This is a genomic window from Citrobacter sp. RHBSTW-00887, from assembly GCF_013728095.1.
Classification (GTDB): Bacteria; Pseudomonadota; Gammaproteobacteria; order Enterobacterales; family Enterobacteriaceae; genus Citrobacter; species Citrobacter braakii.
Genome location: NZ_CP056267.1, coordinates 4,009,189 through 4,025,779, shown reverse-complemented (window position 1 = coordinate 4,025,779; position 16,591 = coordinate 4,009,189). Strand labels below are relative to the sequence as shown.

12 protein-coding genes are annotated in these 16,591 nt (G+C 54.7%); 8 read left to right on the top strand and 4 right to left on the bottom strand.

From position 1 onward, the window contains the following. Positions 1-47 precede the first annotated feature (47 nt). The gene (gene mak, locus HV314_RS19260) at positions 48-956 is read left to right on the top strand and encodes a fructokinase (RefSeq protein WP_046275382.1); all 909 of its coding nucleotides are present in this window, start codon (positions 48-50) and stop codon (positions 954-956) included. Between the two features lie 27 nt (positions 957-983). On the opposite strand, the gene araJ is transcribed toward mak, so the two are convergent. The 3 genes from araJ to sbcD form a co-directional block, all read right to left on the bottom strand. Further along, entirely contained in the window at positions 984-2,156 is a 1,173-nt protein-coding gene (araJ, locus tag HV314_RS19255; RefSeq protein WP_181548115.1) for an MFS transporter AraJ, read from the bottom strand. Between the two features lie 187 nt (positions 2,157-2,343). Beyond that, positions 2,344-5,490 (bottom strand): exonuclease subunit SbcC, encoded by a 3,147-nt coding sequence (gene sbcC / locus HV314_RS19250; RefSeq protein WP_181546464.1) that lies wholly within the window; start codon positions 5,488-5,490, stop codon positions 2,344-2,346. Continuing rightward, a complete protein-coding gene (sbcD, locus tag HV314_RS19245) occupies positions 5,487-6,689 on the bottom strand; it encodes an exonuclease subunit SbcD (RefSeq protein ID WP_047501945.1) in 1,203 nt (400 codons plus the stop codon). The genes sbcC and sbcD overlap by 4 nt, the downstream gene beginning before the upstream one ends. Before the next feature lie 190 nt (positions 6,690-6,879). Between sbcD and phoB the strand changes: the two genes are divergently transcribed. The 5 genes from phoB (at position 6,880) to malZ (ending at position 14,050) form a co-directional block, all read left to right on the top strand. Beyond that, positions 6,880-7,569: a phosphate response regulator transcription factor PhoB gene (phoB, locus tag HV314_RS19240; RefSeq protein ID WP_181546462.1), complete on the top strand. Its 690-nt coding sequence runs from the start codon at positions 6,880-6,882 to the stop codon at positions 7,567-7,569. A 50-nt stretch (positions 7,570-7,619) separates the two neighbouring features. Then, positions 7,620-8,915, top strand: a complete 1,296-nt coding sequence (gene phoR / locus HV314_RS19235; protein WP_029139432.1) for a phosphate regulon sensor histidine kinase PhoR — start codon at positions 7,620-7,622, stop codon at positions 8,913-8,915. 405 nt (positions 8,916-9,320) lie between these two features. Beyond that, a complete protein-coding gene (gene brnQ / locus HV314_RS19230; protein ID WP_016152017.1) occupies positions 9,321-10,640 on the top strand; it encodes a branched-chain amino acid transporter carrier protein BrnQ in 1,320 nt (439 codons plus the stop codon). Between the two features lie 80 nt (positions 10,641-10,720). Further along, a complete protein-coding gene (gene proY, locus HV314_RS19225) occupies positions 10,721-12,094 on the top strand; it encodes a proline-specific permease ProY (protein ID WP_016152018.1) in 1,374 nt (457 codons plus the stop codon). A gap of 138 nt (positions 12,095-12,232) precedes the next feature. Continuing rightward, complete coding sequence (malZ, locus tag HV314_RS19220) at positions 12,233-14,050, top strand: maltodextrin glucosidase (protein WP_181546460.1); 1,818 nt, start codon at positions 12,233-12,235, stop codon at positions 14,048-14,050. Here malZ and HV314_RS19215 read toward each other — a convergent pair. After that, positions 14,044-14,946 (bottom strand): LysR family transcriptional regulator, encoded by a 903-nt coding sequence (locus HV314_RS19215; protein WP_016152020.1) that lies wholly within the window; start codon positions 14,944-14,946, stop codon positions 14,044-14,046. The two genes, malZ and HV314_RS19215, sit on opposite strands and share 7 nt — an antisense overlap. 273 nt (positions 14,947-15,219) lie before the next feature. On the opposite strand from HV314_RS19215, the gene HV314_RS19210 reads away from it, so the two are divergent. Together HV314_RS19210 and HV314_RS19205 are read left to right on the top strand one after the other, a co-directional pair. Next, complete coding sequence (locus HV314_RS19210; protein WP_003021513.1) at positions 15,220-15,861, top strand: hydrolase; 642 nt, start codon at positions 15,220-15,222, stop codon at positions 15,859-15,861. A gap of 173 nt (positions 15,862-16,034) precedes the next feature. Beyond that, complete coding sequence (locus tag HV314_RS19205) at positions 16,035-16,580, top strand: antibiotic biosynthesis monooxygenase (protein WP_181546458.1); 546 nt, start codon at positions 16,035-16,037, stop codon at positions 16,578-16,580. The last annotated feature ends 11 nt before the right edge of the window (positions 16,581-16,591 follow it).

Sequence of the window (16,591 nt, the reverse complement as noted above, 5' to 3'; positions counted from 1 at the left end):
CGAATTGTCGCTATGCTTGCATTGTTAATCGGGAAGAGGAGCAAACAGTGCGTATAGGTATCGATTTAGGCGGTACGAAAACGGAAGTTATCGCGCTTGGCGATGCAGGCGAACAGCTTTTTCGCCATCGCCTGCCCACGCCGCGTGATGATTATCGGCAAACGATAGAAACCATCGCCGCGCTGGTGGAGATGGCGGAAAAGGCCACCGGGCAGTCGGGAACCGTCGGGATGGGCATTCCCGGTTCAATTTCGCCCTACACCGGAGTGGTGAAGAATGCCAACTCGACCTGGCTTAACGGGCAACCTTTTGACAAAGACCTAAGTACGCGTCTGAATCGCGAAGTGCGGCTGGCAAATGATGCCAACTGCCTGGCGGTTTCTGAAGCCGTTGATGGTGCAGCGGCGGGGGCGCAAACCGTGTTTGCGGTGATTATCGGTACAGGATGTGGCGCTGGAGTGGCGCTGAACGGCCGGGCGCACACGGGCGGCAACGGTACTGCGGGCGAGTGGGGGCATAATCCGCTGCCGTGGATGGACGAAGACGAACTGCGTTATCGGCAGGAAGTGCCCTGCTATTGCGGCAAGCAAGGCTGCATTGAAACCTTCATTTCCGGAACCGGTTTTGCCACCGACTACCAGCGTCTGAGCGGTAAGCCGCTCAAGGGCAGTGAAATTATCAGTCTTGTTAATGCCCGGGATGCCCAGGCGGAACAGGCGTTGAGTCGGTACGAGCTGCGTCTGGCGAAATCACTGGCACATGTGGTGAATATTCTCGATCCGGACGTAATCGTGCTGGGCGGCGGAATGAGCAATGTCGACCGACTGTATCAAAACGTGCCAACGTTGATTAAACAGTTTGTCTTTGGCGGCGAGTGCGAAACGCCTCTACGCAAGGCGCTGCACGGTGACTCCAGCGGCGTGCGCGGCGCGGCCTGGTTGTGGCCGCAGGAGTAATGTTCGCGTTGCCGGGTAGCGCAGAGGCTATCCGGCAGCGGGAGTCATCCGGGATACGCTGCGCTTCAGGCGACCGTAGAGCAGCAGCGACGACATTGCAGAAAACGACAGCAGCGCCGCCGGCAACGTCACGTAGTTGTAGGCAAAGCCCAGCGTCAGCATCATACCACCGCACCAGGCGCCAATTGCGCTGCCGAGATTAAAGGCAATTTGCCCTCCTGCCGCACCCAGCAGCTCACCCCCTTTAGCATTTTGCAGCAGCAAAATTTGCAGCGGCGCCGACAGGGCAAACAGGCCCGCGCAGCAAATAAAGGCGAAGATCAGCGACGCGGCTTTGATCCCGCCAAAGGCAAAGAGCAGCAGCAGAGCCAGCACAATTACAAAGTCGGTTATTACCGCAATACGCAGCGGCGTATAGCGGCCAGAAAGGCGACCGCTCAGCAGATTTCCCAACACCATCCCCAATCCCACCAGCATCATGATGAAGGTCATCAGCGCTTCGGAAAAGCCGGAGATGAACATCATGTACGGTTTGACGTAGCTGAACCAGGCGAAAACCCCGGCGTTACCAAACATGGTGGCGGAAAAGATGAGCCACGGGGCGGGGGTTTTCAAAAAGTGAAATTGTTCGCGCAGTTTCCCTTTTGCTTCATCGCTGATGTTGGGTACCCAAAAAGTTATCGAGACCATCACGGCGATATTAAAGACGGCTATCAGCAGAAACGTGTAGCGCCAGCTAAATTCCTGGCTCAGCCAGGTGCCGATGGGAATGCCAATCAGATTAGCAACGGTCATACCCGAAACCATGCCCGCGACGGCGGCGGTGACTTTTCCCGGACGGGCCAGCTTCGACAGGATAATCGCGCCAACGCCAAAAAACGCGCCGTGTGGAAAGCCGGAAACCAGCCTGCCCACCGCCAACATTAAATATGAGGAGGAGAGGGTGAAGATGGCGTTGCCGATCACGCACAGCGTGACCAGAAACAGCAGAATGTGCTTGAGAGAAAAGCGGTTGGAAAAGAACGCAATAATAGGCGCGCCCAGCACCACGCCAAAGGCGTAAAACGAAATCATATGGCCAGCGGCAGGGATGGAAATTCCCACGTCCCGCGCCAGCTCGGTGAGTACACCCATGATGCCAAACTCGGCCATGCCCAGCCCAAATGTCCCCAGAGCTAAAGAGAAAATGACTTTTTTCATACCACCTGCCAACAAGAAAGACGCACGATGTGCGCCATAGCGGCGAACGTTCGCCGCCAATAGAGATAGCTTGCGGATAAGCGAAGTGGAATGCCATTTCATATCCGTCTTTGTGTATTCACGATCGTGCTATGTGCCGTGCCGGATAGCGCTGGCGCATATCCGGCCTTCTGGAGCTGAGCTGCTATCAGGCATCAACTGCAAATATTTTATCGAGTTTGCTGTAGCCCAGTCCGTTGATTTTTTTGACCTTGATCTGTACCGGAATGCGTTCTTTCATCGCTTCAACGTGGCTGATGACACCAATGGTTTTGCCAGTGGCGTTGAGCGCATCGAGCGCATCCAGGGCGGTATCCAGCGTTTCGCTGTCCAACGTGCCGAAACCTTCGTCGAGGAACAGGGAGTCAATTCGCGTTTTGTGGCTGACCAGATCGGACAACGCCAGCGCCAGCGCCAGACTCACGAGGAAGCTCTCGCCGCCGGAAAGCGTACGCGTGTCACGCACGGCATCGGCCTGCCAGGTATCAACCACTTCCAGCTCCAGCGCTTCGCTGGCCTTGCGCTGCAACAGATAGCGACCGTGCAGACGGGTCAACTGGTTGTTGGCAAGCCAGACCAGATTATCCAGCGTCAGCCCCTGGGCAAACTTGCGGAATTTATCTCCCTCTTTCGAGCCGATCAGCGCGTTCAGATAGCCCCAGTCTTCGACCTGCTGTGCGACTTTCGCAATCTCGAGCATCAGCGCCTGCTGCTGCTGGCGGTTTTCTCCATCCTGCTTGAGCTGCTGGCGAATTTCGCCCTGACGAGTGGTGTTCTCCCGTAGCTGCTGGGTGAGTTGCGCCAGCGCGTCGTGAAGATGTTGCACGGTGAGCGTGAGATCCACCCCGGTTGGTCGCTGTTGTTGATGAGTCGCCAGCGCCTGCTGCGCCTGATTAAGCAGCGTTTGCGCCTGCTGTCGCTGGCCTTCCAGTGATTGCTTCAATTGTTCAAGGCGGTTAAAGGTCTCTTCATCCAGCAGGGCGGCAATAAAGGCGTCGCGATCGGCAAAGATGCTGGCCTGCAATGCGGTATCAAACTGCGCCTGAATTTCTGCAGCGCGCTGAACGTCCTGCGCCTCCTGCTGCTGTAAGGTTTGCCACTGCCCCTGTAAAGAGAGGCAATCGTCGTGCACCTGCCGCCAGTTTTCCAGCGACAGATTCTCAATGTTTTCACCAAGCGCATCGGTTTCAGGCAGCGTTTCCAGCACCGGCGCAAGCTGGGCGATTCGAGCCTGTAATTCAGCCAGTTCGTTCTGGCGCAGCTGCCACATTTGCGCTTCGTTCGCCCGCTCGCTCAGCCATGAGGCGACTTCACCCTCGGCCGGAAGGGACAGACCATGACGGGCCAGCTCGGCGGTTAACGTTGCCTGACGCTGGTCAATATGCTGCTGGAGCTGAGTAATCTGCTCTGTGTGTGCGGTGATTTGCGCCTGCAGGGTATGACGCAGACTCAACTGGTGAAGCTGCTGCTCGTGCTCTTCCTGGGCGGCAAGCCACGGGGCGATGTCATCCTGCGGTTGCAGCGTCACGTTGAGGCTGGCGGTGACTGTCTGCCACTCTTGAGTAAGTGCTTGCTCTTCCAGAGAAAGCGTTTGTACGTCGCGTTCATCGCGCTGAAGTTGCTGGGTTATCGCCTCAAGTTGACCGCGTAGCGTTGAACCCTCATCGGCCAGCGTTTTGACCTCTTTTTCCAGCGCTTCACGCCGTGTCTGATTCACACTCAGTTCGAGCGTTTGATAGCGCTCAATCGCCGGGTGCGTGGTGGAGCCGCAAAGTGGGCAAGGCATGCCGGATTGCAATAATGCCCGCTGGCTTTCCAGATCTTTGATGCGGGCTTCCTGCTCGCAAATGATTCTCACATCGGCAAGCTGCTGATTTTTATCTTTATAGCGCTGACGCTTTTCTGTAAGCACCGCATTGCGCTGGGCCAGCTCCTGCTGACGCTGCACAAGCGTGGCGCGTAGCTGCGCCAGTTGCTTTTGCTTCGGGGCGATTTGCCCGTGCAGATTACTCAGCCGCTGGCGTAACGGACGAAGCTGCACATGTTGCGCCAGCGCTTCCGTTACCTGTTGTACCGAAAGGGTCAGCGTGGGAAGCGCCAGCGCATCGAGCTTGCGCATGTCGTTCTCCCGCAACTGCTGCCACTGGCGCAGTTGGGCGCTGGCGTCGGACTGTTGGGCCAGCAGCGCTTTCCATCCTGCCAGTTCGCTACTCCACAAACGGAAGCGGTCATGTTCTTTCAGCCAGTCGGTTAACGTTTGCTGTCCGGCGAGCATAGCGGCTGACTGCGTTTGTGCCTGCTGACGAATACGTCCGCGCAGCGCTAAGCTGCTTTGTAAGCGAGCATTCACTTCCTGAATCTTCTGTCGCGTACGGTCAATCGTAGCCGTTTGTTCCTGGATTCGCTCCCAGTGTGGGCGTAACGCTCTGGCTGGGAGTGCCAGACTCAGCGCCGCCAGTTGCGGCTGCGCGTCTTCCTGCGCCTGAAGTGCCGCCTGTAATGCCTGCTGGTGACGGTTTATCTCCGCCTGTAGCTCATTTTGCCGCATGAGCCAGTTGAGGTGCTGCTGCTGGGCTTGTTGGCAGGTAAGATATTGTTTTTCTTCGTCAGTAAGTACCTGCAAACTTTCTGTCAGGGATTGCAATTGCTCTGGCGTTAACAGCGCAACACCGCTGGCCTGGGCCTGCAATTTTTCCAGTTCCGTACGCGCTGATTTGTGCTTTTCAAATACCATGGCGGAGATTTGGCCGTAGATCTCAGTGCCGGTCAGCTCTTCCAGCAGCTCGGCGCGTTCTTTCGGTTTGGCATTAAGAAATGCGGCAAACTGCCCCTGAGACAGCAGCATCGAACGGGTAAAACGTCCGTAATCCAGCCCGGTAAGCTCGGCGGTCATCTCCAGCTTATCTTTGACCTTATCGGCGAGGATTTTACCGTCGGAGCAGCGGGCCAGCTCTACGCGAGGGACCTGCAGATTGCCCTCCGGCTGATTGCGTGCCCGGTTCTGGCTCCAGAATGCGCGGTAGGCTTCGCCCCGCACCTCAAACTCGACCTCGGCCAGACACTCCGCGGTGTCGCGGGTCATCAGGTCGTTTTGCGACTGTGACACGGTATTCAGGCGCGGCGTTTCGTGGTACAGCGCAAGGCAAATTGCGTCCAGCAGGGTCGTTTTCCCCGCGCCCGTTGGCCCGGTGATAGCGAACAACCCGTTGCTGGCAAACGGTTCTGCCGTAAAATCGACTTTCCATTCTCCCTTCAGGGAGTTGAGGTTTTTCAGGCGCAGGCTGAGAATTTTCATGCTTCAGCCTCCCCGGCAAGCGTTTGTAAGGTTGCGCTAAACAGCTGGTTAAGCCGCTCACGCTGCGGTTCTTCGAGTTCTTCCAGCGCCAGGCGGCGGTCAAAAACCTCTGCCACGCTCAGCTCGCTTAACGTTTCACGTCGTTCATTGGCCATAATGCGTTCGCGCTGTTCACGACTGCGGCGCACCAGTAGCACTTCTACCGGTAAATCTTCGGTTAAGGCCTGGATCTTACGTTGCATATCATGCAGGTAGTCGTCGGTGGTGATTTCAATATCCAGCCACACCGGTGGCTCTTGCTGCACGCCGCGCCACTGCTCAAGCTGAGTAGTAATGGCGGCTAAATCGCCTTTCAGTACCGCAAGCTGCTGCGTAACCGGCACGGTGAGATTTTCAACGGCGCTGAGTTTCCCCGCGTCAAAGCTCACCAGATGTACACATTTGCTTTTGCCGCACTCGTCAAAACTGAGGGCAATCGGCGAGCCGCAGTAGCGAATATGTTCCGTGCCGCCGATAATCTGCGCCCGGTGAATATGTCCCAGCGCGATGTAGTCTGCCGGTGGGAAGTTTTGCGCCGGGAAGGCGTCCAGCGTACCGATATAAATGTCACGTACGGCGTCGCTTTTACTGGCTCCAACGGTGGTCAAATGCCCGGTCGCAATGATGGGGAGATTGTGGTCGCCGCGCAGCGTGCAGGCATCCTGATACTGCTGCTGATAGTAGTCGGTGATTGCGCCCAGTAAATGCTGTTGTTTTTCTTGTCCTGTCAGCCCGGCCTGGCTGGTGATGATGTCGCGCGGACGTAAAAAAGGCACCGGACACAGGATCGCCCCCGGCGTACCGTCGCGTAGCGGCAGTATCTGCGGCCCATGACCAGCGCTGGCAACCACCGTGGTGTTGAGAAACGCCAGAATATCTCGGGATTCATTGAGTGTGGCGACGGAGTCGTGGTTGCCTGCCAGCACCACCAGATGACAGCCGGTTTGCTGCAGATTGACGACAAAACGGTTATACAGCTCACGGGCATAGCTAGGCGGTGAGCCGGTATCGAAAATATCGCCTGCCACAATAATGGCATCCACCTGCTGGGATTGTGCCGTTTCCAGCAGCCAGTCGAGAAAGGCCTGATGCTCGGCGGCGCGGCTCTTGCTGTAGAAGTTTTGGCCCAGATGCCAGTCAGACGTGTGAAGGATGCGCATAAGAGTTCCATGACGATAAAACAATGGCGGGGATTATAACCCTTCACGAGTGGGAATATCTTGTCTCCGGGCTGTCATAATTCGCCGGGCTGCGTTAAACCTGGACTATCTTTTCATAAATCTGTCATAAAACTGACGCATAATGGCACTGTATTGATGGCAAACGATTTAATTACAAACAGGGCAAATCATGGCGAGACGTATTCTGGTCGTAGAAGATGAAGCTCCAATTCGTGAAATGGTCTGCTTCGTGCTCGAGCAAAACGGATTTCAACCCGTTGAAGCCGAAGACTATGACAGTGCTGTGAACCAACTCAATGAACCCTGGCCGGATCTCGTCCTGCTTGACTGGATGCTTCCAGGCGGCTCGGGTCTACAGTTTATTAAACATCTCAAGCGCGAAGCGATGACGCGGGATATCCCGGTGATGATGCTGACGGCGAGGGGGGAAGAGGAAGATCGCGTCCGGGTGCTGGAAACCGGCGCGGATGATTATATTACCAAGCCCTTTTCTCCCAAGGAACTGGTGGCGCGTATTAAAGCAGTTCTGCGTCGTATTTCACCGATGGCGGTGGAAGAGGTTATAGAAATGCAGGGGCTAAGCCTTGATCCCACCTCGCATCGTGTGATGACCGGCGAGGATCCGCTGGATATGGGGCCGACCGAATTCAAACTGTTGCACTTCTTTATGACTCATCCCGAGCGTGTCTACAGTCGCGAGCAACTCCTCAATCATGTCTGGGGTACCAATGTGTACGTGGAAGACAGGACTGTGGATGTGCACATCCGCCGCTTACGTAAGGCGCTGGAGCACAGCGGACACGATCGTATGGTGCAGACGGTTCGCGGGACGGGATATCGTTTTTCAACCCGCTTCTGACTGACAAGAATCAGGGCCTGAAGGATTAGGCCGTATAGGGAGTAAGACGTTTGCTAGAACGATTGTCATGGAAAAGGTTGGTACTGGAGCTGATCCTGTGCTGCATACCGGCATTTATCCTTAGCGCTTTTTTCGGTTACCTGCCCTGGTTTTTACTGGCGTCGGTAACGGGCCTGCTTATCTGGCATTTCTGGAATTTATTACGTTTGTCCTGGTGGCTATGGGTCGACAGAAGCATGACGCCGCCGCCGGGGCGAGGCAGTTGGGAGCCGTTGCTGTACGGGCTGCATCAAATGCAACTGCGCAACAAAAAGCGCCGTCGTGAACTGGGTAATCTGATTAAACGTTTTCGCAGCGGGGCGGAATCGCTACCCGACGCGGTGGTGCTGACCACTGAAGAAGGCGGTATCTTCTGGTGTAACGGACTGGCCCAGCAGGTTCTGGGACTGCGCTGGCCGGACGATAGCGGGCAAAATATTCTTAACTTGTTGCGCTACCCGGAATTTACACAATATCTGAAAACGCGCGATTTTAGCCGACCGATCAATCTGGTACTCAATACCGGACGGCATCTGGAAATTCGCGTGATGCCCTATACCGATAAGCAACTGCTGATGGTGGCGCGCGACGTTACCCAGATGCATCAACTGGAAGGTTCACGACGTAACTTTTTCGCCAACGCCAGCCATGAACTGCGTACGCCTCTGACGGTGTTACAAGGGTACCTGGAAATGATGCAGGAGCATCCGCTGGAAGGGACGACGCGTGAAAAAGCGCTACATACCATGCGTGAACAAACGTATCGCATGGAAGGGCTGGTGAAACAGCTGCTGACGCTGTCAAAAATTGAGGCTGCGCCGACGCTACTGCTCAATGAGAAGGTCGATGTGCCCATGATGCTGCGCGTGCTCGAACACGAAGCGCAAACGCTGAGCCAGCAAAAACATACGTTTACCTTTGATGTTGATAACAGCCTGAACGTGCGGGGTAACGAGGAGCAGTTGCGTAGCGCTATCTCGAATCTCGTCTACAACGCGGTGAACCATACGCCAGCGGGAACGCACATTACCGTACGCTGGCAGCATGTGGCGTCGGGGGCGGAGTTTTGCGTGGAAGACAACGGTCCAGGCATTGCCGCCGAGCATATTCCACGATTAACCGAACGTTTTTATCGTGTGGATAAGGCGCGATCACGGCAAACGGGCGGCAGCGGACTTGGTCTGGCCATCGTTAAGCATGCGCTGCATCATCACGACAGTCGCTTGAGTATCGAAAGCGAACCAGGCGTTGGGACGCGATTTAGTTTCGTGATCCCGGAACGTTTAATTGCCAAAATTAACGGTTAAGGCGCATTCGTAAGATAATCTTTCCAAAAGCCAGCGCAAGCTGGCTTTTTCTATGCGGTCAATATAACCATCCTGAATTTTACGACGTTTGGTTGTTTTTTGTTCGAACTATTACCCATACCTTTTTCCATGAAATGGTGTTTTGTGCTAACCCCATTTTTCATATCGCTATATTGTTCTGGTTTTTGGATCCCACCTTGCTTTAAAACGTTATAAGCGTTTAAATTGCGCTCCAGGTGCTGTCATACCGACTGCATTTACGCGGTAAATCGAAAAACTATTCTTCGCCGCGCCAGTCTGGGAGTGTTTCCCGCTGGAATTGAGCAAAAATGCCGCTGTATTGTCCCCCAGGGAAAGGCAAAAATTTATTATTTTCAACACCACATCCACAGGCAGTAAGACTTTATGACCCATCAGTTAAAATCGCGCGATATTATCGCTTTGGGATTTATGACATTTGCACTGTTCGTTGGTGCAGGTAACATCATCTTCCCCCCAATGGTTGGTTTGCAGGCAGGTGAACACGTCTGGACTGCGGCTTTTGGCTTTTTGATTACCGCCGTTGGCCTGCCGGTACTTACCGTTGTCGCGCTGGCGAAAGTCGGTGGTGGTGTGGACCGACTGAGCACGCCTATCGGTAAAGTCGCTGGTTTGCTGCTGGCGACCGTGTGCTACCTGGCTGTTGGACCGTTATTTGCTACGCCGCGTACCGCGACGGTCTCTTTCGAAGTCGGGATTGCACCGCTGACCGGTGACTCCGCGCTGCCACTGCTTATCTACAGCGTGGTCTATTTCGCGATTGTGATTCTGGTTTCGCTGTATCCGGGCAAACTGCTGGATACGGTTGGTAATTTCCTGGCTCCGCTGAAAATCCTGGCGCTGGTGGTCCTGTCTGTCGCCGCAATCGTCTGGCCAGCAGGCCCGATCAGCAATGCGATGGAAGCCTATCAAACTGCGGCGTTTTCTAATGGCTTCGTGAACGGGTATCTGACCATGGATACGCTGGGCGCGATGGTATTTGGTATTGTTATCGTCAACGCCGCTCGCTCGCGTGGTGTTACTGAAGCGCGTCTGCTGACCCGTTATACCGTTTGGGCGGGTTTGATGGCGGGTGTGGGCTTAACGCTGCTGTATCTCGCGTTGTTCCGTCTGGGTTCAGATAGCGCAATTCTGGTCGATCAATCTGCTAACGGCGCGGCAATTCTGCATGCGTATGTTCAGCACACCTTTGGTGGCGCAGGGAGCTTCCTGCTGGCGGCGTTGATTTTCATCGCCTGTCTGGTCACCGCGGTTGGCCTGACCTGCGCGTGCGCAGAGTTCTTTGCCCAGTACGTTCCACTGTCTTATCGTACGCTGGTATTTATCCTCGGCGGCTTCTCGATGGTGGTCTCTAACCTGGGTCTGAGCCATCTGATTCAGATCTCTATTCCGGTGCTGACGGCTATCTATCCGCCATGTATCGCACTGGTTGTATTAAGTTTTACCCGCTCATGGTGGCATAATTCTTCCCGCGTCATTGCACCTGCGATGTTTATCAGCCTGATTTTTGGTATCCTTGATGGCATTAAAGCTTCTGCAATTGGCGACGTGTTACCGGCCTGGACCCAGCGTTTACCGCTGGCGGAGCAGGGGCTGGCGTGGTTGATGCCAACAGTCGTGATGGTGGTCCTGGCAGTTATCTGGGATCGTGCAGCGGGTCGACAAGTGACCTCCAGCGCACACTAATATCACTGACAATAAGTTTTAACCACGGGGCTATTAACATGGCCCCGTGGTTTTTTATTGTGTTAACAGGTTAGGAATCGATGGAAAGTAATAACAAGCTAAAGCGTGGGCTGAGCACCCGGCACATTCGCTTTATGGCATTAGGTTCAGCAATTGGTACCGGGCTGTTCTACGGCTCGGCCGATGCCATCAAAATGGCGGGGCCAAGCGTGTTGCTGGCCTATATTATCGGCGGCGTAGCGGCGTATATCATTATGCGCGCGCTGGGCGAAATGTCCGTTCATAACCCTGCAGCCAGCTCCTTCTCGCGCTATGCGCAGGAAAACCTCGGACCGCTGGCAGGCTACATAACCGGCTGGACCTACTGTTTTGAAATCCTGATTGTCGCCATTGCCGATGTGACTGCCTTTGGTATTTACATGGGCGTCTGGTTCCCGGCCGTACCGCACTGGATTTGGGTACTCAGCGTGGTATTGATTATCTGCGCCATCAATCTGATGAGCGTGAAGGTGTTTGGCGAGCTGGAATTTTGGTTCTCGTTCTTTAAAGTCGCCACCATTATCATCATGATTGTCGCTGGTTTTGGCATCATCATTTGGGGGATTGGTAACGGCGGACAGCCTACCGGTATCCATAATCTGTGGAGCAACGGCGGTTTCTTCAGCAACGGCTGGCTCGGCATGGTGATGTCGCTACAAATGGTGATGTTCGCCTACGGCGGGATTGAGATTATCGGGATTACCGCTGGCGAAGCCAAAGACCCGGAAAAATCTATTCCGCGCGCCATCAATTCCGTACCGATGCGTATCCTCGTGTTTTACGTGGGGACGCTGTTCGTCATCATGTCTATTTACCCGTGGAACCAGGTCGGCACTGACGGTAGCCCGTTCGTTCTGACGTTCCAGCATATGGGGATTACCTTTGCCGCCGGGATCCTCAACTTCGTAGTCCTGACCGCGTCGCTGTCGGCCATCAACTCTGACGTCTTTGGCGTGGGGCGTATGCTGCACGGTATGGCGGAGCAGGGCAGCGCGCCAAAAATGTTCGCCAAGACGTCGCGTCGTGGCGTGCCATGGGTGACGGTGATGGTGATGACCATCGCGCTGCTGTTTGCGGTGTATCTTAACTACATCATGCCGGAAAACGTCTTCCTGGTGATCGCCTCTCTGGCGACCTTCGCAACGGTATGGGTGTGGATTATGATCCTGCTGTCACAAATTGCCTTCCGTCGTCGTCTGCCGCCGGAAGAGGTTAAGGCGCTGAAATTTAAAGTGCCGGGTGGGGTTGTGACGACCGTCATTGGCCTGATTTTCCTGGTCTTTATCATCGCGCTTATCGGCTATCATCCGGATACCCGCATTTCGCTATACGTCGGCTTTGCGTGGATTATCCTGCTGCTTGCCGGCTGGGTTTTCAAGCGCCGTCGCGAGCGCCAACTGGCTGAAGCGCAGTAATATTTTTGCCGGGTAGCTTAATGTTACCCGGCAATTTTCTCCTCCCCCGCACTCCTCCCCCAATAAACGTTAAGATGATGAGTGATCCTGCACTTCGCTATGGCAAGGTGACGTCATTATCATCAAAGGGGATACGTGATGTTGAACGCCTGGCACCTTCCGGTTGCCCCATTTGTTAAGCAAAACAAAGATCAACTGACGATTACATTATGGCTGGCGGGGGAAAATCCACCCCAGCGGGTGACGCTACGCGCAGAAAACGATAACGAAGAGATTTCGCTGGGTATGCACAAGCAACGCAGCCAGCCACAGCCGGGCGTGACCGCGTGGAGAGCGGCGATCGATCTCTCCAGCGGACAGCCTCGTCGACGCTATAGCTTTAAATTACTTTGGCTCGATCGTCAGCTGTGGTTTACCCCGCAGGGATTCAGCCGTTTTCCGCCTGCGCGTCTGGAGCAGTTTGCTGTTGATGTGCCGGATAACGGTCCGCAGTGGGCCGCCGATCAGATTTTTTACCAAATTTTCCCGGACCGTTTTGCCCGCAGCCAGTCGCGTGAAGCGACTCAGGATAACGTCTATTACCACCACGCTGCCGGACACGATATTGTGCGGCGCGAGTGGGATGAACCGCTTACGGCCCAGGCCGGTGGCTCCACGTTTTATGGCGGCGATTTGGACGGCATCAGCGAAAAGCTGCCGTATCTGAAAACGTTAGGCGTCACGGCGCTGTACCTGAATCCGGTATTTACCGCGCCGAGCGTGCATAAATACGATACCGAAGATTACCGTCATGTTGATCCGCAGTTTGGCGGCGACAGGGCGCTGCTGCGCCTGCGTCACACCACCCAACAGCAGGGGATGCGCCTGATTCTCGACGGTGTTTTTAACCATAGCGGCGATTCACACGCCTGGTTTGACCGACATAATCGGGGAACGGATGGCGCGTGCCATAATCCGCAATCCCCCTGGCGCGACTGGTATCATTTCTCAGCCGACGGCGTCGCGCTCGATTGGCTGGGGTATTCCAGCCTGCCCAAGCTGGACTTTTCCTCTGAAAGCCTGGTGAATGAAATTTATCGCGGCGAAGACAGTATCGTTCGCCACTGGCTGAAAGCGCCGTGGAGTATGGACGGCTGGCGTCTTGACGTGGTGCATATGCTGGGAGAGGCCGGTGGTGCGCACAACAACCTGCAGCACGTGGCCGGAATTACGCAGGCGGCGAAAGAGACCCAGTCAGAGGCGTATGTGGTGGGCGAGCATTTTGGCGACGCGCGCCAATGGTTGCAGGCCGACGCGGAAGATGCCGCCATGAACTATCGCGGTTTTACCTTTCCGATATGGGGATTTCTCGCCAATACCGATATTTCATACGATCCGCAATTCATTGACGCCCAGACCTGTATGGCGTGGATGGATAACTATCGCGCGGGTTTGTCGCATCAGCAGCAGTTGCGGATGTTCAACCAGCTCGACAGCCACGATACCGCCCGTTTTAAATCTCTGCTCGGTAAAGACGTCGCACGTTTACCGTTGGCGGTGGTGTGGCTGTTTACCTGGCCTGGTGTGCCCTGTATTTACTACGGTGACGAAGTGGGACTGGATGGGAACAACGATCCGTTTTGTCGCAAACCATTCCCGTGGCAGCCTGAAAAACAGGACGCTAACCTGCTGGCGTTGTATCAGCGGCTGGCAACATTACGCCACCAGAGCCAGGCGCTGCGCCATGGTGGTTGTCAGGTGATTTACGCCGAGGATAACGTGGTGGTGTTTGTACGCGTGCTAAACCGCCAGCGTGTATTGGTGGCGATTAACCGTGGCCACGCCTGTGAAGTGGTCCTGCCAGCCTCGCCATTACTGAGCGTCAGCCAATGGCAGCACCAGGAGGGCAAAGGCGTGCTTGCCGAGGATATCCTGACGCTGCCGGCGATTTCCGCTTCGGTGTGGATGGGTCATTGATATAAGCGCGTAACATCCGGGCTTGCCAGCAGCGTTTCCCGCCACCAGCGCTGCGCCAGTCCATCGCGGTTATTGCGCCAGGCCATATAGGCCACGTCTTTTTGGCGAAATGAGATGACCGTTTTTTCCACCAGCTCGCCCGTGGCAAGCCACGGGTTAGCAATATGGCGGGGGAGAAATCCGCAGCCCAAGCCGGCCCGCAGTAGCATCACCTTACTGTGGAAATCATCAACGCGAATCTGCGCCTGCTCCTCCATCAGATTGGTTTGTAACGGATGACAAAAGCGGGCGCTGTCGCTAATGACAATCGCCCGGTGCAGGCACAGCTGTTCGTTAGTCAGGCCATCCGGTGCTGCGGCCAGCGGATGCTCAGGCGCAACGACAAACACATTGTCCAGCGTGCCGAGCATTTTGTAGGACCAGGCCGCTGACGTAGGCGGTTCATTAATCGCCCCCAAAATAATATCTGCTCCATTATGCGTCAGCTCCTCCCAGGAGCCCGCCAGCGTATGGTGGGTGAAGTTAAGGCGGGTTTGCTTATTCAGCGCGTGAAATTCATCGATAATGGGCAACAGCGAGGCGAAAGGGAAGGAGTCGTCCAGCGCAATCGCCAGCTCTTTTTCCCAGCCTGAACTCAGCTGCACCGCCTGCTTTTCGAGATCTTTTGCCGCACTCAGCAGCAAACGTCCCTTTTCCAGCATCATCTGACCGGTGTCGGTAAATTTTGCTCGGTGACCGGAACGGTCAAGCAACTCGATATTCAAATCACTTTCCAGCTTTTGAATCATATAGCTGAGTGCTGCAGGGGTTTTAAACAGCGATTCCGCCGCCGCGGCAAATGAACCCTGTTTATCAAGTGCGTCGAGAATTAGCAAAACATCCAGATTGATGCGCATAAGCAGAAAATATCCTGAAAATTAAACCCCTCTGTTGTACCGAATGGAGAAAAACAATGCCAGTGAATAAATTAGATGAGTCATGCGCATTTTTTTGATGTTGTTTAGGATATATCGCAACACAAAATTAATAGTTTCACTGGATGGTAAGTTTTCTTTAATAACTCGTTAGAAATTTCCCGCTATACTCAACAAGCTTTCTGATTCAGGATCCTTCTGCTGACGGCAGATACAGACCGTTGCCTTTTAACTTATTGATTAAGAAGGTGTGCTATGTCTATTCGGGAACTGATTGACCCTCAAAACTCAACGCTTATTTTTATTGATCATCAGCCGCAAATGTCATTTGGTGTGGCGAATATTGACCGCCAGACTTTGAAAAATAATACCGTGGCATTAGCGAAGGCCGGGAAAATATTTAATGTTCCGGTGATTTATACTTCTGTGGAAACGAAAAGTTTTAGCGGTTATATCTGGCCGGAATTGTTAGCGGTTCATCCTGATGTGAAACCAATTGAACGCACCTCGATGAACTCCTGGGAAGATGCGGCGTTTGTGAAAGCCGTGGAAGCGACCGGGCGTAAAAAATTGATTATCTCCGCGCTGTGGACCGAAGTATGCCTGACTTTCCCGGCGCTGATGGCGCTGGAAGCGGGTTACGAAGTTTATGTGGTAACTGACACTTCCGGCGGCACGTCCGTGGATGCCCATGAGCGTTCTATCGACCGCATGGTACAGGCGGGTGCCGTACCTGTGACCTGGCAACAGGTTCTTCTCGAGTACCAGCGCGACTGGTCCCGCAAAGAAACCTACGACGCCGTCATGGATCTGGTACGTGAGCACAGCGGCGCCTACGGTATGGGCGTGGATTACGCCTACACCATGGTGCATGGCGCGCCGGAACGTAAAGCCTAAATACACCTCATCCTTCATGTTGCCTCTTTGTAGGCTTCGTTTGCGTACCCCGGTCACTCACTTTGTCAGCTTCCGGGGATACACAATCTTGCCGCTTCGATGCGCCATGAATGATTTTGTGTATTGCTTCCGTGGCCTAAGCGGGCCTGTTTCCTCTCCACAAGGAACCCTTTATGGCGCAGAACAAACATGTGACGTTGGTGATTTCCCACACCCTGCTGCCTGAACAAGCGCAGCGGTATGAGCAGTGGCTGGGGAAAATCATGCCGGTGGCGGCCGAGTTTCCCGGTCATCTGGGGGCGAATGTGATTCGTCCTGCAGATAGCAACAATCTGTGGAACATCATTATCCGCTTCGACACGCTGGAGCATCTGTATAACTGGACCCAGTCCGATACGCGCCGCGTGCTGGTCGAAGAGATTGCCCCGCTGCTGGCGGAGGGGGATAAAACCGAAATCCGCACCGAAGCAGCGTTCTGGTTTACGCCGCCCGCGCCCCATGTACGTCAGCCCAGGCGCTGGAAACAGTTTCTGATAACTCTGCTGGTGATTTTTCCCAGCACCAATTTGGTGCCGTGGTTGACCGGCATTGTGCTGCCTGCCATGAAGGGCTCGTTACTCCTGCATCTGATCAATGATGCCTGTGTGGTTGCGCTGGTGGTCTGGTTCTGGATGCCCATCGTAACCCGTCTGTTTGCCGGATGGCTGAAAAAAGCCTGACCGGTTTCTCA